Origin of the sequence: Pseudoalteromonas sp. C12FD-1, from assembly GCF_037414265.1 — a bacterium.
GTDB lineage: Bacteria > Pseudomonadota > Gammaproteobacteria > Enterobacterales > Alteromonadaceae > Pseudoalteromonas.
Genome location: NZ_JBBEVD010000037.1, coordinates 59,146 through 77,399, shown reverse-complemented (window position 1 = coordinate 77,399; position 18,254 = coordinate 59,146). Strand labels below are relative to the sequence as shown.

Annotated in this window: 17 protein-coding genes and 1 pseudogene; 7 read left to right on the top strand and 11 right to left on the bottom strand. The window is 40.5% G+C overall.

All coding sequences use genetic code 11. The features are described 5' to 3' along the window. The first annotated feature begins 55 nt into the window (after positions 1-55). Genes WDB87_RS02895 through WDB87_RS02885 form a run of 3 tightly spaced genes read left to right on the top strand, consistent with a single transcriptional unit; the run spans position 56 to position 1,253 of the window. Complete coding sequence (locus tag WDB87_RS02895) at positions 56-283, top strand: hypothetical protein (RefSeq protein WP_337848959.1); 228 nt, start codon at positions 56-58, stop codon at positions 281-283. Further along, on the top strand, positions 250-663 hold the full coding sequence (locus tag WDB87_RS02890; protein ID WP_337848958.1) for an AHH domain-containing protein: 414 nt from the start codon (positions 250-252) through the stop codon (positions 661-663). Before WDB87_RS02895 ends, WDB87_RS02890 begins: the two co-directional genes overlap by 34 nt. Next, positions 663-1,253 (top strand): hypothetical protein, encoded by a 591-nt coding sequence (locus WDB87_RS02885; protein ID WP_337848957.1) that lies wholly within the window; start codon positions 663-665, stop codon positions 1,251-1,253. Before WDB87_RS02890 ends, WDB87_RS02885 begins: the two co-directional genes overlap by 1 nt. Positions 1,254-1,992: 739 nt before the next feature. Here WDB87_RS02885 and WDB87_RS02880 read toward each other — a convergent pair. Genes WDB87_RS02880 through WDB87_RS02865 form a run of 4 tightly spaced genes read right to left on the bottom strand, consistent with a single transcriptional unit; the run spans position 1,993 to position 5,046 of the window. Continuing rightward, positions 1,993-3,003: an alpha/beta fold hydrolase gene (locus tag WDB87_RS02880; protein WP_337848956.1), complete on the bottom strand. Its 1,011-nt coding sequence runs from the start codon at positions 3,001-3,003 to the stop codon at positions 1,993-1,995. Next, positions 2,993-3,559: a cytochrome b gene (locus WDB87_RS02875; protein ID WP_337848955.1), complete on the bottom strand. Its 567-nt coding sequence runs from the start codon at positions 3,557-3,559 to the stop codon at positions 2,993-2,995. Before WDB87_RS02875 ends, WDB87_RS02880 begins: the two co-directional genes overlap by 11 nt. Continuing rightward, positions 3,546-4,196, bottom strand: a complete 651-nt coding sequence (locus WDB87_RS02870; protein ID WP_337848954.1) for a hypothetical protein — start codon at positions 4,194-4,196, stop codon at positions 3,546-3,548. The genes WDB87_RS02875 and WDB87_RS02870 overlap by 14 nt, the downstream gene beginning before the upstream one ends. Before the next feature lie 28 nt (positions 4,197-4,224). Continuing rightward, the gene (locus WDB87_RS02865) at positions 4,225-5,046 is read right to left on the bottom strand and encodes a MipA/OmpV family protein (RefSeq protein WP_337848953.1); all 822 of its coding nucleotides are present in this window, start codon (positions 5,044-5,046) and stop codon (positions 4,225-4,227) included. A gap of 168 nt (positions 5,047-5,214) precedes the next feature. On the opposite strand from WDB87_RS02865, the gene WDB87_RS02860 reads away from it, so the two are divergent. Together WDB87_RS02860 and WDB87_RS02855 are read left to right on the top strand one after the other, a co-directional pair. Next, complete coding sequence (locus WDB87_RS02860) at positions 5,215-5,910, top strand: response regulator transcription factor (RefSeq protein ID WP_337848952.1); 696 nt, start codon at positions 5,215-5,217, stop codon at positions 5,908-5,910. Between the two features lie 7 nt (positions 5,911-5,917). Next, positions 5,918-7,180, top strand: coding sequence for a sensor histidine kinase (locus WDB87_RS02855; protein WP_337848951.1), 1,263 nt, complete (start codon positions 5,918-5,920; stop codon positions 7,178-7,180). Positions 7,181-7,723: 543 nt separating this feature from the next. Here WDB87_RS02855 and WDB87_RS02850 read toward each other — a convergent pair. Then, positions 7,724-8,740 carry an SDR family oxidoreductase gene (locus WDB87_RS02850; protein ID WP_337848950.1) on the bottom strand — a complete coding sequence of 339 codons (1,017 nt, stop codon included), beginning with the start codon at positions 8,738-8,740 and terminating at the stop codon, positions 7,724-7,726. Between the two features lie 101 nt (positions 8,741-8,841). Between WDB87_RS02850 and WDB87_RS02845 the strand changes: the two genes are divergently transcribed. Then, positions 8,842-9,447: a TetR/AcrR family transcriptional regulator gene (locus tag WDB87_RS02845; RefSeq protein ID WP_337848949.1), complete on the top strand. Its 606-nt coding sequence runs from the start codon at positions 8,842-8,844 to the stop codon at positions 9,445-9,447. A gap of 826 nt (positions 9,448-10,273) precedes the next feature. On the opposite strand, the gene WDB87_RS02840 is transcribed toward WDB87_RS02845, so the two are convergent. The 3 genes from WDB87_RS02840 to WDB87_RS02830 all read right to left on the bottom strand — a co-directional run bounded on the left by WDB87_RS02840 (position 10,274) and on the right by WDB87_RS02830 (position 13,650). Continuing rightward, the gene (locus WDB87_RS02840) at positions 10,274-11,173 is read right to left on the bottom strand and encodes an NYN domain-containing protein (RefSeq protein WP_337848948.1); all 900 of its coding nucleotides are present in this window, start codon (positions 11,171-11,173) and stop codon (positions 10,274-10,276) included. A gap of 388 nt (positions 11,174-11,561) precedes the next feature. After that, positions 11,562-12,071: a hypothetical protein gene (locus WDB87_RS02835; protein ID WP_337848947.1), complete on the bottom strand. Its 510-nt coding sequence runs from the start codon at positions 12,069-12,071 to the stop codon at positions 11,562-11,564. A 400-nt stretch (positions 12,072-12,471) separates the two neighbouring features. Further along, entirely contained in the window at positions 12,472-13,650 is a 1,179-nt protein-coding gene (locus WDB87_RS02830) for a hypothetical protein (RefSeq protein ID WP_337848946.1), read from the bottom strand. Positions 13,651-13,889: 239 nt separating this feature from the next. Here WDB87_RS02830 and WDB87_RS02825 point away from each other — a divergent pair. Continuing rightward, a pseudogene (locus WDB87_RS02825) lies at positions 13,890-14,513 on the top strand (tyrosine-type recombinase/integrase). Positions 14,514-14,599: 86 nt separating this feature from the next. Here WDB87_RS02825 and WDB87_RS02820 read toward each other — a convergent pair. From WDB87_RS02820 to WDB87_RS02810, 3 genes are all read right to left on the bottom strand, one after another. After that, the gene (locus WDB87_RS02820) at positions 14,600-15,082 is read right to left on the bottom strand and encodes a hypothetical protein (RefSeq protein ID WP_337848945.1); all 483 of its coding nucleotides are present in this window, start codon (positions 15,080-15,082) and stop codon (positions 14,600-14,602) included. Beyond that, positions 15,082-15,804 (bottom strand): hypothetical protein, encoded by a 723-nt coding sequence (locus tag WDB87_RS02815; protein ID WP_337848944.1) that lies wholly within the window; start codon positions 15,802-15,804, stop codon positions 15,082-15,084. The genes WDB87_RS02820 and WDB87_RS02815 overlap by 1 nt, the downstream gene beginning before the upstream one ends. Positions 15,805-16,267: 463 nt before the next feature. Beyond that, positions 16,268-17,926: a P-loop NTPase fold protein gene (locus WDB87_RS02810; protein WP_337848943.1), complete on the bottom strand. Its 1,659-nt coding sequence runs from the start codon at positions 17,924-17,926 to the stop codon at positions 16,268-16,270. Positions 17,927-18,254: the final 328 nt, after the last annotated feature.

Below are 18,254 nucleotides of genomic sequence, written 5' to 3'. Positions count from 1 at the left end.
TTGTACATATCTGTAAAAATATCTATATTAGAAACAACATTTAAAAGGAGTTTTTATGCGTCAAGAAATACATGAAGTAACTATTCAAGATATTGAAAATGATTTATTTCTCGTAACGGGTGACCGTGGTTTAGCTAAAGCCCAAGCCCATGCGTTTTCCATACATTATCGTGGAGAAATTATAGACTCGGTTAAATATAAACGGGGCTTTATCTCAGCTGATGACTTAATCTATTCACGCCATGTACGTTGGGAGCATATGAAAAAGCTGCTCAAAAGCTAGCCGCAAATATGGCGAAGGCTGGGCGTGGAAATAAACCCAAGAATACAGCGGCTCATCATATAGTGTCTTGGAATGATATGCGTGCTGCCCGTTCAAGGCTTAGATTAGCAGCGTTCGGTATTGATATTGACCATGAAGCAAATGGTGTCTACTTACCTCGGTTTCAAAAGCATGTTCCAATGGATATCCTTCCAGATGCTTATCCTCATTCGAAAATTCATACAGGCAAATATTACTTGAATATTGAGTTCTTACTTAATGAAACGATAGCAGAGGGCCTAGGTCGACAAGGTATTATCGAAACGTTGAAAGAGATAGGTGAAGAACTTGCGGATGGTACATTTCCAATCACTACATTATTGACACAAGGTAATGCTTAATGACAGACAAATTTAATAAAGTATACAGTGTGAGTGTCGAGCCTGATGAGTTTCTCTTACTTAATGAAACGGGGTTCGAACAAACAATTCAATTGACTGAGGGCCAGTTGTTAATGTTCGACGGTATGAGCATGAGAGACAATTGGAGAGAGTTGGCCGTTGATTGGTTGATAGAGCCTAGTACTGCTCACCAAAACTTAAAGAAGCCTGATATAGCTGGTTTGGGTGCTTCAACAATTGTAGTATCTCCTAAGTATTCACCACTATTCTTAAACGATTTTAGCAACAACGTTGAGCTGCTTGAATGCAATTTAAAAGGTGAGAAGTGGTTTGCATTTAATGTTGTAGGCTTTGACAAAGCCCTAAGTGAAGAGCATTCCATCCGAAATATTAAAAATGGCAAACCAAGCAGAATTAGAAAATTTAAAAAGATGGTATTTGAAAAGAGTGCGATTGAGAGTCCTGAACTATTTAGAGTACGAGAAGCTGGACTTCGATACTTTACTACAGATGCTACAAATAGCTTATATAGCATCGTTCAAGAACACGGAATAAAAGGGTTGTACTTTCATGAAATAGAAACAGTATAACGTCAGTGTCTAACAAGCTATGAGAAGTCCACTAGATACCGGCTAGCTCATAATCTTAAGGTACAAAACGGAAGTAAACTTCCGGTTTATAAGATTATACTACTATATTTCGGAAGCAAACTTCCGTTTTTAGGGCTTCGTAGTCAGTTATCGGAAATATACTTCTGTTTTTTGAAAGCGTTAAAATAGATTGCTATATGAGCTGCTTATCGGGGTATTATGTGAACGAGTAGCAGACGGTCGATTAAACTCATTATTGGACAAGCTAGAGCCGAAGGACGGCTCTGTGCCATGAGCGGTCATTGGTAAACTTTGATACGCGTAGTTAATATTTGACCGGTTCTTTTCGTGATAGGGCGAAAAACTGGTTGTTCTCAAATACCAAAAAAGGTGCACATGTCAGCGCGATATTTTATAGCATTGTTGAAACTTGAAAGATAAATGACCTTGTGGTGAATGATTATATTTCTACTTGCTTACAGCACCTAGCTGAGCTGCCTGATAACCTTGCGTCACTGTTACTTTGGAACACTAAGTAAGGTTAGGTGTCGTTAGCTATACGCTTACAAACAAGATCGCTTTCTGTCACCTTAGTAGATGAATGATTTATGTTGTTTAAGCAGTCAAGGCTAACCGCACGCGATTGTCGATTGAAGATTGAAGGTTAAAACTTGATCCCCCTGCGATAGTTTCAAAAGGGGGTTTTTGTTTTATAATAACCTTTATCCGATTAATAAGATTACGGTAAAGTAAGGATATCCACAGTAGCCATCACTACATCGATGACACCAACATCAAGCGGAATGTAATGGCCACTCTCTATTTCAACCAATTTTGCTCCAGTATTTTTAGCTGTATTTCGTTGCCGATGCGGTACAACCACGTTATCATATCGCGCCATAAAAATAGATACCGGAATACCACGATTAGTAACCTCCTGATACGAAGTTGACAACAAATCTTGCCATTCAGGAGACACACCATCATCAGCAATTAGGCTCAGCTTCTCAGTCGAGTAATCATGTCCGGCATATAACTCATGGTAACGCCGCATACGACTCTGAGACAAAAACATACCTCCAAATGTGCCCTCTAATTCATTGCCATTTTTCACTGCCTTGCGAATAAAATACGGCGCGATAGCTGGCACAATTAGACGTTGTGCGAATGTGTAATCAAGCGGAACAACCGGCGCAAGCAGTACCAACGAACCAATCTTTACCTCTGATCGTGCTGCCTGAATAACGCTCGTAGCACCTCCGTAACTGTGCCCGATAATGTGTGTAGGTAAGTCATTGCGTGTGGTGATTGCAGCTAGTGCCGCCTCTTGATCGACAACATAATCGTTGGCATTAGCATCATCAACGCTTGAACTGTCGAAATGACCACGCCAGCTCAAAGCGTAGACATTATAATATGTCGGCAAGTGTTCAAAATAATACTCCCAAACCCACGCGCCGCCGCCTGCTCCATGTACCATAAAAATATTGGCTTTCGCACTATCGTGTTCGCGGGCATAGACTGATACGGCTATATAACCCGTCACCGGCACTCTGAACGTAGAGTATTCAGTAATAGCCGTTGGTGTGTCCGTTCCCCGCACTTTTTGCTCTGCCGCCACAATAGCAGCCTCTGATGGGGTTTCTAACCCAGCTTGTAATTGGACAACGCTAAAGCCAGCAATGCTAAGAGAAAGGACGATCATCGCGCCCATTGCAATACCAGCTCGTTTGGTGCGGCTAACTATCATTGCTTTTCTCCCATAGAATCCGTCGAAGCAGGCCGTCTTTAACCCAAAATTGATGTACCAGTGCTGCCCCGATATGACTAATAATCAGCCCTGCGAAGGTATGCATCGTTTGGGCATGAATGAAGCGTTTAAGGTCAGAATTGTCGTGGCCAAAAAATGAAAATGTATCTTGTAGATCGATCACCCCTAGAACGACCACCGGCACGTCATGCGCTACTGCTGTCATGATGCCAGTAACAGGTACAACGAACATCAAAATGTAAAATGTAGTATGGATGACTTTCGCAGCGATCACTTGTGGCCTTGATGATGTTACTGGTAACTCTGGCGGCGGATGTGAGGTGCGCCATAGATATCGAAGTCCGCAAAGCGAAGCGACAAAAAAGCCCCCTAGCGCGTGATGCGAGAGTGCTGCTGACAATGCCCCACCTTCGTAATTATCTAGCGACCAACCGTTAAGTAACATGGCGGCCACCAAAGCCGCCATAGTCCAATGCAGCCATTTAGCAACCGAGGTGTACGCCGTTGCACGCGCTGTATGTTTACGATTTAGCATTGTCGTCGCCTATCATCGTTGGTGCGCTTACCAAGACCGCATTATTACACGGCTGCAGAAGCCGCACGAGCACATCAAAATGCAATACACCGAATATCGCAAACATGTAGAAACCACTCAAACCGCTCGTTGGATCGAGCAGCACCCACGGTTCATTAACAATGCGGTCGATACCGATTAGATATGCACCAAGAAAGCCCACTTGTATGTAGACACTCAATACCCGCGAAAAAAGCGACGAACGATTGGTGCGCATAAGATAGATATAGGCCAATGACACACTGGCGATGTAAAAATGCAAGTAGCTCACATAAGTGATAAACCAATGTGCCTCAGTGTAGTCCGTCTCTTCCAAAATCATGGTCTTGAATGCTACCGCGATAACGCCGGTGAAGAAAAAACATATCATGAAATACAGTGACAAAATGACATAGCGATATCGCTGACGAAGCGGCGAATCGAATGTGCCATTGGCCATCATTAGATGGTAGGTACGTCTGAAAATAAAAATGGCGAGTATCGTCATTAGTGGTAGATACACATAGACTTCAAAGAAGCCGGTCGAGCGTACCGCGAGCAAGAACGGTGCAATTACCTCGCCCAATGCATTGGTATAAGTTATGGTTTCAGCAGTCATTGCAGTTCACCTCTGTCGTTAATGTTGGTTAAAACTGATAACTAAGCATGAGGCCACTTATGGCTTGATCGTCACTACCTCGCTGCGTAATTAGCGAAGAATCGGCAACCTCATCGCCGAGCATGTCGTAGCCAACAAAGCCAATCAGGGTGATTCGACCATTGAGCGCTAAGACCAACGAGCCGTGCAGTCCATAGGAAACCAATCCCGCATCAGCTTGATACGTAGAAAGTCCCGTGCGCGATGTTTGCATTCTGGTGATACCAAAATAGGTCTGATTGTAGTTTTTATCGCCATAGACGACTTCTGGCCCTACCGCAAAAAAGGCGGATTTCGAGAGCATTTGAAATTGTCCGGTAAATTTGATTTCAGCTTCTGCAATCAAACCCTCATGTCCGCCGGACAGCCCTTGGCGTATTTCCAGTTTTGATCGAAATCGTCTAGCTTCGAATTCGACATAAGTTCCAACCTCAGCTGAACCATCGATATCGCCCAACCCCAACAGATCATTTATGTCATCACCAGATATACGCAATGGATTGTCACCATCCTCATCGCGGCCAAAATCGTATTTAACAATTCCACCAACCTTCCAGTTATTTGTTGTCACAAAGTTATAGCCGACACCGCCTAACAGTGATGCAAAAAATCGATCTCCGTAAGTCACGCGCACATCGGGAAGAATGTTCAGTTGGTTTTCGTCATCCCCCACATAGGTGGATGCACTGACGATTCCTAGCGTGGTCGAAATACTCCACTGGTCTTCGGTCCTAGGCTCTACTGCGAAAGCAATCTGTGTGCTGAAAAAGAGTGCCCCAAGGCTTGGTAAAGTAATATGTTTTGCAATCATGATTTCTCACTTAATAGTTTTAGTGTGGCCGCACATCGCGGTATAGGCAGTTGCCCTAATTGCCTATACTCATAACAACACAACTGCATTGCTCTGTTTTTTCTACGACGTAAAGTAATGTAAAGCTAGAGAGTTTAAAAAAAAATGTGGCATAATATGGATATGAACATGACCAAAACAACTGACAACATTTTGTTGATCGACGACGATGAACGTCTCGCAGCAATGATCAAAGAGTATCTTGAGAAAGAGGGTTACTTTGTCACGTCTGCAATAGATGGTTCCTCTGGATTAGCTTTGCAGCAACAAGGAAATTTTCGAGCGGTCATTCTTGATTTGATGTTGCCTGATATTGATGGTTTAGAAGTATGCCGAACACTCAGAGCAACCGAAGCCATTCCCATTTTAATGCTCACTGCAAAGGGTGACCCCCTTGATCGTGTGTTGGGGTTAGAAATGGGGGCTGACGATTATTTGCCCAAACCATTTGAACCACGAGAATTGCTAGCTCGGCTACGTGCTATATTACGCCGCGGTACACATTCGCAAACCGTCAATGTCGTTCGCTTTGGCGCGCTAGAAATCGACAAAGATGCTATGGAAGCACGGATAGACGGGACACGCTGCGATCTTACCTCCTATCAGTTCCAACTTCTTTCGATACTTGCAGGTGGCGTAGGGCGAGTATTAACCCGCGATCAACTTATGAATGAACTTCAAGGGTCAGATTTGGAAGCCTTCGACCGTTCTATCGATGTGCATATCTCTAGAATACGCGCCGAGATTGAAACTGACCCTAAACAGCCTCGCCGTGTTATTACTGTGCGCGGTGTCGGCTACTTGTTTGCACGCTCGCAGGAGTGATGCAGTTATGATTAACAGTCGTCTGTACCTACAAATCTGTTTCATTGTTTTTTCAAGCTTATTAGGGTTCGCTCTGGTCGCCACGATTGCTTGGACGATCATTGGTCAAGATCAATATGACGAGCAGCTATTTGTCAAAACCGCTGCTCTTAGTGAACTTCTTGTGCCTAGAGCCACCGAACCAGAAGATGTGCAGCAAGCAGCCATTGATAAAATTGGCCACTACCTCGATATTGATCTATCTCTCTACAGCAGCGAAAAGCTGCTGATTGCGTCAGTCGGTACAGTAACCCGATTGGACGACGTACCGTTGGCTGAGGGCGAGTGGCGACAGACTGAAGGTGGCACGCGGTGGGCAACCAAATTAACAGACGGTCGCCAGCTCGTTATCAATGTTAACAGGATCGCATTGCCCGGTGAATCCGCCGTATTTGTGATATTTCTGATCATTTCCGCCCTTGGTATCTCAGCAATCATGTACCCTTTCATTCGAAGTTTTACGGGAAGAATAGAGCGGCTGCAACTCGCTGTTAGACAAATAGGCTTCGGCGATCTCAGCGCTCGTGTTGAGCCAGAAGGTAGCGACGAGATTGCAGCTCTTGCTAGTAGCTTTAACTCTACCGCCGAACGCATCGAAGTATTGGTCAATGCTCAAAAGCTGCTACTCGCCAACGCATCTCACGAATTGCGCACACCTCTAACACGTATTCGCCTCGGTATTGAAATGATCAAAACTGTAGACGATGATGCTCGACAATTAGCATTGGCACAAGATGTCCAAGAACTAAGAGTATTGATCGACGAGCTAGTTTTGATGACCCGCATCGATGCTGGTGTCGTGCAACAGGATTTTGAAGTGTTTGACTTAATGGGTGTCATCGCAGAAGAATGCGCTCGTTACTCAAATTGCGATGTTAAGGGGTCACCAGTGAGCATGTACGGGGATGCACGAATGATCCAACACCTTATCCGAAACTTGGTGGATAATGCGTTTAAGTACGGCGGTACACCTGTTGTGGTAGATGTTCAGCTTAATACAGAATCTGTAAATTTGATCGTCAGCGACGGCGGCGACGGTATTCCAGAAGCAGATCAAGCAAGCATGTTTGAGCCTTTTCAACGTGGTCGTGGCAAACAAAATATCTCCGGTAGTGGTCTGGGGTTATCATTAGTGCAGAAGATCACCGATGCTCACCGAGGCACAATAAAGCTGTCTTCTGGCTCGTTATCAGCGGTTACGATTCGGTTGCCGCTTGATCTAAGGACGTAATTAATCATCTATTAATGGTTACTACTTTATCAGATTTTTCTTATCTATTACCCATATAGTGGTTTTGCGCCCATCTTCTTGAAGTTAACCTTTGGGCTTCCCATAGCTTGCCCGTTGTATCCTAACAGCCTATTGAACACCATTTTAGTGGTTCATCACACCTCCAAAGCGGCGGTTAATAATGTTGTCTTACAAAATTAGGCTCCTACTCAAAGACGTGGGATAAATTTAACTTTTTTAATGTCCGGTTATCGCTCTTTGCCGAAGTTTGGCTTAGTGTCAGCAGTCGTAACTCGTTTCTGCCCCTTTTCAAGCTAGAAGCCTTTTAGTGCACCATTAGAATATTTAATGATATTGCGAATCGAATACACACTCATGACTTGATGTTAGGGGAAGCTATTTTAATTTTGCTAAAAAGAAGCGCCCGAGGCTGATAATAACCTTGGGCGTCTTAGTATATAAGACTGCTTAATACCTCTCTCTAAGCTATGACTCTTGGTGGCATGTGAACAATGATTAACGGATACCTTTATAGCAAGCGTGTTATGACTTTTCCTGAATCTTTTTAATAGATTTTGCCGCATCAAGTACAGTTTCTGAAAACGGGCGTGGCGCCCAGTTAAATAGCTTACGTGCTTTGCTATTGTCTGCACTGATTTTCATATCTAGGAAGCCGAGCATGCCTTTGGCTTCGCTATCAAAAAGAGATATGATACGAATCAATAGGTTTGGAGCGACGCGTGTGCTTGGACCTTTATAGCCATGCTCTTTCAGTACCTTTGCAATCTCTGTTAGGTGGATTGCCTCTGGACGAGAAGCAATAATACGCTGACCGGCAGTCTTATTGTGAGTCATTGCTTGTACGTGGACATTTGCCACATCACGAACATCGACCATTGGAATTGCCACATTAGCGAGCATTGGGACTTTTCCGTGTAGCATTTGGTCAATCATTGACATCGATTGGCCACTAATGTCATCACCTAATGCCGGACCAAATACGCCACCAGGGTGGACAGTAACAAGCTCCATAGCCGAATCTTGCTTTTCCATAAATTTCCACGCCGCTTGTTCTGCTAATGTCTTGCTTTTTGCGTAAGTGCTAATGTCTTTAGCGTTAATGTCAGCCCAATCATCAGGCCCAATTGTGCCACTTTTCATTGTCGCCATCATAGTCATGGTAGAGCTAGTTAATACAACTCGCTTTACTCCAGCCTTTTTAGCAGCTCGAAGTGCTCGAAGTGAGCCGTCGACAGCAGGTTTTATCATCTCGTCTTCATGTTTTGGCTCAGCGGCGGCAAACGGAGATGCAACATGCATTACATAGTCACAGCCTTCGGCGGCGTTATCCCATCCTTCATCAGAGGTCAGATTTAGCTCGACAAATGACAACACGCTTACATTGGCTGATGCTTTCTCTAGCGTTTTTTTGATGCTATGTGCTTTTTTCATATTACGAATAGAGCCACGAACGTGAAAGCCTTGGTCTAAAAGCTGCTTTGCAATATGAAGACCAATAAAGCCTGAAATACCAGTCAGTAGAACGGTTTGGTTTGTCATTGAAATTGCCTCTTTTGTTTCTTGAATAATTAAGTACTGGGTGGTATCTTAATTCTATGTCATTCAGCTGTCAATAATAAAATACCAGTCGGTACTTAAATATGAATCAAGAAAAAAAAGCATCTCGTGGTCGACCTAAAAAATTCGACCGTAACCATGTACTAGATATCGCACAGGAAAGTTATTGGACACTAGGTATCAATCAGGTGTCGATCAATGAATTGTGCAAACTGGCAGGCGTATCTAAGCCAGGTATTTATCGAGAGTTTGGTGATGAAGATGGTTTGAGGCATGCTGTGCTAGAGCGCTACGAGAAGACAATACTCAGCCCGATGCTCAGCGTTCTGAGCTTGGACACTCCATTTAATGAGACGTTACAAAATCTTGCACTTTTCAGCACGAGAGAAGATGAAACCTCTGAAATGCCAAAAGGGTGCTTGTTTGCAAATATGAAAGAATCACGCTTGAACTTAGGTGATTCAACAATCGGTCAAATCGATAAAACCTATGAAAATGTTATAAAGGCATTCAAGCTATGGATTGATGCGGCAAAAGAGAAAGGAGAGTTCAAAGCAGTGGATATGGATAGCCGATTTGCTGCTATTTATATTTATACCCAAATCAGCTTTGCGCAGTTACAGGTGATGAAAGGTGAATCCAGTAAGGAGGCTCGGGCAATATTGCAGTTAGCTCTTTCCGTGCTTTAATAGAGAGCCAACAATCTAATAAATGCTTAGCTCTGAATGATTTTCTTTATTGAAGAGTACTCGGAGTTATGCTGGCTTAACAATACGGTAATTTCCTCACGCTGGCTTTTAATAAAGTGAATAAATTCCTTCGATTTTGAAGGTAAGTGCTACTTATCGGTATAAACCAGATGCAACTATTTTCCTTACGGGAGCTATTCCTCACAAAAGCTTATTAGTTTTCCTTCATCGATATACCGTTGAACTAATCCAATTGACAAATACGTAGCTTCTACACTGTTTAAGCTCATTTCGACAGATTTAAGAAGATCACCCGATAGCAAGCGGTGATCCATACTAAGATCAATAGACTCTCTCTGAAACATAAAGCGCCACGGCAATATCAAACCATCATTATGGTTAAGAATACTAGGCCACTTTACACATTAGCTGGCCTCTTAATTAGCGGTTGCTTATGAGCGATTAGTGAATAGTTTAGTTGAGATATGGGAGCGCAATGAGTGACGAATCGTTAAGTGGCCCAATTTAATTGACCACTTGTGCAGTGGATGACAAAACTTAGTCACCAATTAGATGCTTTGCAATACTTAAGATAATCCATATTATTCTAAATAAGTAACATCACAGAAAGGTTTCTGTCCAAAAACGAGTTTACCCGACCGTCCGCTACTCGCTCTAACCTCAACTATGTGAAATGAGTAGCCTAAGGGTACTTATTGTTATAAATACTACGACTTGTTTTTTACTATGAAAAAGTAGTTGGGCTTGCGACTATAGATGACATAAGCCAAAAATATAGTCGAAAATCATTGTTATGGCTGTTTAGTTAACTAGCGATGGATATATTTAAAGCACGGATCTCATTCCCATTTTTCGAATTTTTCTCGTCAAATTGGAACTTGATTATTGAGCCTGGATTTACATTTTTCCAATCTTCAGGGTTAATGAATTCACTTTTATGAACAAAAAACTTACTTTTATTATAATTAGCAAAACCATACCCTTGAACTTTAAAACATTTGGTAAGCTTGCCTTCGACACCTTCTAATTTCATCTTAAGAGTGAAATAAAAGCGATCATTAGTCTCTTGGGTAATATGGAAAATATCATCACAGCTTTTAATAAGTTTCTTGAGACTAGCAACTTGATAATTACGATAGTCGAAAGAGGGGTCAATTCGTTTGATTGCAGTTCCAAAATTACCTAGGTAAGCTTCCCCATCAATTTCGGCGCGATTATATGCTTTTATTAATAAAGCCTCTAAATCAAGATCTTTGTCAGTTTCAACTATATCGTCAAAATCTATGTTATTTATATCGACAAAGTTTTCACAAGCCCTAATTAATCTCTTAGGTGATTTTTTCTCACCTATAACCATACTGTAAATGCCGTATTCTCTTATACGTTGAGCTAAACTGGCGAAACCGCCATCACTGGTAACCAAACACACAGAGTTTATACGCTTGTTATTATTAATTAACTCTATTGCGTCCATAATCAAGGCATGGTCAGCATCATCTTTTTTAGTATAGTGAAACTGTTGTTTGGGCCGAGAAGCCGTTATCTCTAAGACATTCTCCCAAGATTTACTACAACCGTTCGTCCAGTCAGCGTATACCCACTTCAGTGCTACTGAACCGTGCTTTTCAACTTCTGCTAGCACCCGTGGAAAGGCTTCTGACTTAAAGTTTTCACCATCAACTAAAACTGCAAATACTTTTTCCATAATATGTCCTGCTTATTCCATTTATCAGCTTTAGTAAAACTTAATAAACCCATAATTTCAACTGCTTTAAACACAATTAATCATTAGACTATAGCTTTCGAACTTTCGGTTGCTATATTTCGGAAGCAAACTCCCATTTTTAGGGCTTCGTAGTTAGTTATCGGAAATATACTTCTGTTTTTTTAAAGCGTTAACCTAGATTGCTATATGAGCTACTTATCGGGGGAATATTTGAACGAGTAGCATAGGGTCGATCAAACTCACTATTGGACAAAAATGAGTCAGAGCCGAAGGACGGCTCTGTGCCAAGAGCAGACATTGCTGAATCGTGATTTTTGAAGTCAATATTTGAGCCCTCTGGACTGATGATGTGAGAGTTAGCTGTGCTTTAATATCGAGTATATTTGTACTCTTTTTTTGTTTTGCGCCAAATATATGTTCCTCCAATCAAAAATAGAGCAACAATAAAAGGTGTCAACTTGTTGTCTGACTTCCAAGCTTGTTCAGATTCTTCATAAGAACGAACAAGTAATCCATTCACTTTTATCTCAAAAAAATTATGATATATCTTCGAAGAGTAGATTGGCGAATGCGTATCAGAAGCCTCAAATAAAATAGTAACAAGCTGATCTTTTGATTTCAAAAGAGACTCTTCAACAATGCCTTGCCCATTTGATTTTGACGGGTAATTAAAATTCATTGGATCATTAGCAAACGTGAAGCGTATTCCATAATCATGTGCTTGAACCCAATCAACAAGACCACTTTTTTCTACAAGGTCACTTTTAAAAGGAAAGCCACTATTAAGCTGATTTAGATTTACAAATCCGATGGCTAGTCCTAATGCGATGGAAATAACTGATAAAGATAAATTTTTATAATATGTGAATTTTGTCATTTTTTAACTTAAACAGGCTCCTTGTTAGTTCAAACGTTTAGGAACAGTTTCAAGCTCAATTCCAAGGGCATTAATGTGCCAATTGCGGACCCTAAAGGTGTGTATCTGAAGCTCTGTTGGGTGGCGTCTTCGGCTAAACCAACCTACCTTTAGGCGTAGGTCGGATAAGTGGCGAAGCCACGCCATCCGACAGTGATGGTGAATTTACCAGAAACAATCCAACTTTCCGCGTTGTGGCAGTTCGCCAATCTGATCTGCCAACTTCAGGGATGTAGCTTTAAATTCAGCGGCATGTGTTTTGCGGACTTCCTTTGTTGACATTTTCACCTCGTTAGGCGATTAGACTCACTTAGCGAGGTGTCCAAAATTGTTAGTACGGTTCAGTTTTTGAAGAGCCGAACTATGTGTCTAGTTTGAACTCGCAGGATGCGACTTCGCCACGCTTAACCCAAGTTAAGCCATTAAGTTTCTCGTAAGAAAAGCTTGAGTTTGGTCTTTTACCTGAGTTGCCAAAAAAGTAATTTTGGTTTTCTCGGACAAGTTTGCCTCTAAACCAGACTTTAATGTTGTTGCCGCTCACTTGTTCGATAAAGCCAATCTTGTTGTCTGGTGTGCAAACGCTGTCTCCAATATTTAATTCGCTATCAAATCGATTGTTCCATTTTTGTTTTTGTGCCGCGTCATTTTTGGCGATAGCGTGTTCTCTCGCCGCTCTTTCTTCTTTTCGGGCCGCTTTTCTTGCTGCTTTTCTTGCTGTTGCGGCTTCCTTAAGTTTAATTTGTCTCGCTACATTTTCGAGTCGCACTTCGAAAGAACTCTTGATGAATGTATCAATCGTTTTCGATGGTATATAGAGAGAGGTTATGCCGCGTGTTCCTGCTATTGCGGATGTATGGCCCTTTACACTCTTACCTTTGTAGTGAGAGAAAAATATCTGGGCACCAACCATTTTTCCATCGCTATAACATGCTTTAGTTCCTAATCGCAATGTACTTAGTAGGTGGTTTGAAAGGTCAATGCCTTTAGCGGCAAAGTCCACTGATCTTACGAATGGCTTGTTATAGTTGACGATGGAATCGCGATACTTTTCTTGATCTGGGTTTAGCATGGCGCGATACGATAGTTTGAGGTATTGAGGAAACGTTTTATTTGTGACTGATGAAGTGGACGACCCTACCGCGTGCTTTGAGATTAGCTCAATCTCTTCTTCTGTCGCATAAAGAAGGGGATTTAGCCTTCCTTCATGTGCGTCTTCCTCAAAGCGTTTTAGCGAATTTACTTCACCTTTGCACGAGTTTTTGAACAGTTCTCCGGCTGTTCTTAAAAATGATTTTCCAACGGAGGGGGAAGAGTCGTACCCCCCTTGAGAGAATGCGTATATTGTGCCGTAAGGGCTTTCTAATGATTGTTGGATTTCACCCATAGTCTGCGCTAATTCGGCATGTTTAACTTTGTAATCCGCTTCCTTAGAAGGCTTGATTTTCAGGGCTTGAGCGTTGTATTGGCTAAACGTCGATTCTAAGCTTGCGCATCCTGTAGTCAATAAAGCGATGGTTACAATGGTCGTCATTTTTTTCATTTTTATTCCGTTAAATTACTAATTTCTATGCCAAAATTATCCTACGTGAATATTAAGAGGTCAAGAGATTAGTAAATTCTAGAATTAACGTTAATTGGTATTAAACTGATTCCAAAATGTTAGTCTGGTCATACATTTTTGAGACTCATGAGGCCATCTCAACGGCCGTACTTCGCTCATACCTGAATTCTTTTGTAACGAGCTAAGCTTAAAACTCCATAAACACCGGAGTACAACTAATGCACCAGTTAACAATATATCAGCCTAAAGAGCCTTGGAATAAAAATAAGCTTGTAGGACAAAAGTTACCACTAAAATTACAGCAAATATGGGCTATCCGAATACGACTAGAACTTTTTCATAAAATAAGAGATTTAGCACTATTTAACCTAGCCATAGATAGCAAACTAAGAGGATGTGATTTAGTTTCACTAAAAGTTAACGACATCGCACATGGTAAAACAATCCAATCAAGGGCAATAGTCGTTCAAAAAAAGACTGGTATGCCTGTTCAATTTGAAATTACTGGAAATACAAGGAGCTCAATTGTGGCGCTCATAGAGCAATTTAGTCTCAATTCTTATGATTACTTGTTTAAGTCAAGAGTTCATTCTTCTGCACACCTCTCAACCCGTCAATAAGGACGTATAGTTGACTCTTGGGTCACCTCAATTGGGTTAGATAAGACTCAATATGGTACTCACTCAATGAGACGTACCAAACCATCACTAATTTACAAAAAAACTAAAAATTTAAGAGCCTGTCAGCTTCTACTTGGCCATAGAAAACTAGAGAGCACTGTCAGGTACTTGGGAATAGAAGTTGATGATGCGTTAGAAGTATCAGAGCAGATCGATGCTTAAGTTTGAACCAATGCCAGACCTGAAGTAAGCGTCTGGCATTGGTTCATAAAAAATATGTTAATCTACGCTACTTTGTTCTAATAAAATTATAATGGAACTGTATCAATATTGATTTGATAAGGCTTATTGACAAAGTCAGCCATTTTTATACACTCCTTAACTGCAAATCCTCGTCCTTTGTAGTTTGCGAAAGCAATATGAGTATTATCAGTCAACACTGCATATAATCTATAGTTATGTGTGTAGCCTTTTCTAGGTATAGCTTTAAAACCTTTAATATCTGATAATTTATAAACACGTTTAAATATAGTGTATAAACTAGTCGACTTTAATTCCAAGGTTTGTTTTGCGAGATCAAAACGACATACATAACCACCAAACGAACCACTCCACCCTAGCCAGCATATAAACCCAGATACCCATATCGGTAATGATTTTGCTTCATCAGAATTGAACACATTAATTAGTCCGATAAATAAAAAGAAACCACACAACAAAGCTAGCAATAATCTACTTAACCTTGATTGTCGATAAATAGCTAGCTCACTAGATAGTTCTTTAAAATACATTACAGCACTCCGTATTTAACTAAGCCAGCAATGGCTGTAAAAACAAAAAATGGCAGGGATAGTTTTATTAGCGATTTGCGATCCCATATTTCAATGAAAACAAGATTTTCACTATTAAAATCTACATCTTCCAGATGAGAGTTTGAATTAGCTTTTTTAGTATCATGAGTAATTTGAGGTGAGCTATATAATTCACTTTGAGCAAACCTTATCGGTGTCTTGTTGGGCCAATCCGATATGGTTTCAACAGCAGTAGTATTATATTTCGTATATAAAAACGAAATGAACATCTTAGCATCTGTATACTGTTTAAATTCATATAACTGATCAACAAACTTAATTTGATAAGGGCCTTGCGCGCCTATACTACTCAATTCAAATGATAGTGTATCAAACGATGTAACAACTTTACTTCTTTGAAAGCAACCCCATAGTGCGGTTTTTAAATTAAGCTGTTTTTCTGTCACGTTAAACTCTAAACGGCTCTTTCGACCAAAAAGCAATATAGATATACCTAAAAAGAAGCTTGCAGAAGTCGCGAAGAAAATACTTTCCCCTCCTTCGCTTGCAAATGTCATCACAATGCTAATAACTCCAGGAATAAGCATAATAAACGCAAAAATTTTACTTGTCATTTCGCGCCTTGAGGGCATTATTGTATTACCACTTTGATCTGTTTTGAGAACTTTTTTTATAAGCTTGGATAGATTGTTATATTCCATTACTTCAACCTTAAAATTAATTATTACCTTATTTACATTAACATAAAGTAGCTAAGTAAACCTTATCTCACGATACTCATATCGCTCCTTATACAGGAGCAAAATCACTATTTACAATACATCAGTTAATTTAAGTCAGAAAAATCTTAAATGCATTTGATATAAAAAGATGACCGTCCGGTTATCGCTCATTTGAGACCGTCGCCTAAACTCGTTTTGGGGCAAAGGCGAGTTATATTTATAACTCGTCGATGGACAAAAGCTCGTCATAGTTAACAACTTAGAACCCCGCTTTCAGATAACTTCTCGCATTTCAAAATATCAAAGACCACCGTTGTCAGCGGTGCTCGGTTAGCGCGGAACTGGGCAAAACTTGTTACGATCTTTAATAGGCATAATGTGTAGAACAACCTTTTCTAACTAAAATATTCAAGCTACCAATCCAACCCCAACCCCTGAAACCTCAACTTGCGGACAACAAATTATAAATTCTTGTAAGTAATCCCTTACGTAAGCACGGAGTCATCGAATTTAACTGTGACTTCAGTAAAGTTGGTAATTGCTCTCTATTGTCTTTGCCAAAAAAGTGGTCGATGCCACTGACTCGGTGAACCTCCATACAGAAATCCCAAAATAGCTCTAGGTCATGATTATCCCATTTGCTAATAGCATCGAGCCAATCATCCGCCTTTAAAGTCAGTGGCTCCTGACGATTAGCTGCATGCGAATATGCTTTTGTGTCAACTTCGCGCCATTTTGATGTAACAATCTCCTCGATAAGTTTAGTATGATTATCTTTACTCTCTTTTTCCTTGAAATATGCTCTCAACTCGTCGATATGTTTTGGTAAACCAGAATTAAAAGAAAAAGTGTGAAAATGTCGTTCTTCTGATGGTGTTATGTGCTCAAGCCTTTCTTGAGCTATGTTGACGATATTAGACAGTCGTTGGTCGTTAGATGCACCTAATGAGTATAAGTAGGCAAGGAAGTTAACAGCGCTATACCATAAACTCAGCGATGGGTTCGTCTCATTAGATACATAATTAATCAAAGCTGATATTTTTACTTCAAGCTCTTGATCAGAGTACCGGCTTAACCCTTTCGTATGTATGAAATCTGATAATTCGTTAGTTTTTGGGCGAAGGTTATGTAGGTCAGAATCTTGCAATGGTCTCGATAAGCAGCCAAGTGTAAACTCAATAAATGAAGTGCTTTCATTATGAAATATGTATTGCTTATAAAATGGATGGCGTTCATCTTTCTCATCAGGCATACATATTATATTGATTTGTTTAACTATTTCTTCCAAATCTTGATCTTGTTGATGATGCAAAAAAGAGAGGTATAGCATTTTATGGAAAAGCGCTTGCTTAGAACTCTCGACATCAATTTCATCCTCCATAGTGTCTAGCATTCTAGATACCAGTTTCATCCTGTCATTTAGCCTAATAAGGACTCGTAAGTTCAAAGGCTGTATCTCGTCTAAACGTTTAATCATAAAACGTTGAATGTCAGGGGAAACATCTAAAGTTCCGAAAGCGATACCGAATGCATTTTCACTAGAGATCTCATACTTAAATTTCCAGCAAATTACCTTTTCGATAAGAGATTTACTGACTGATGACTTCGAATCATTCATAACCACTATTGTTTTAATGCTGCTTTCGGAATTGCACATGTCATATAGCTCCCCAAGTATAATGGATGCTAGAGAGCTATCTTCAATACGTTCAAGATCATCAACGATAATTGTCACATCGTTAATTTTTGAAATTATGGATTGTTTCACTAATCCAGATAGAGACTCAATCAATTGATTGGATTTTGTAGCATCACCAAATGTACTAACAGCTTTTGAGAATATACTCACTGTTTTTGCTGCAGTGTCTGATTCAGACTTGCTAGCTAAAGACAAGTATTTCCCTATTAGCTTCTCGTGAAACTGCTGTAACGATTGGATACCTAAAACCGATATTAGTAAGCAATCTTGATCTGATTGTGTGCTGTATTCATGAGTTATAAAATGAGTTTTGCCAACTCCCCAAGCACCATCCAACAGAACAATTGGCGCAAGAGAACAGTTCTCAAACACATCATTAATTTGCTTTGCTAAGTTACTCATTTATTACCTTAAGCCCAATACGCCATGTAGATTTGATTTAGCAAACCACAATACAAAAACTAGGTCAAATGAAGGTTGAAATAACTTCCATAGTGAGCTGGCTAAACTCTTTTTGGGGCAGAAATGAGTTACGAGTGGTAGCACTAAGCCGAACTTCGGCAAAGAGCGAATAGCGGTCATTAGAAAATTATTTTTCAACACTGATTTTGTGTCCAATTGCTATGTGTTTCTCCTATATTCAGGAAAACGACCCATTTGGTCGTTTTTACCTTTTTCATAATCTCTATAATGATTAAAAGTTTATCTGTAGCAACAAGTTAGTTAGTGT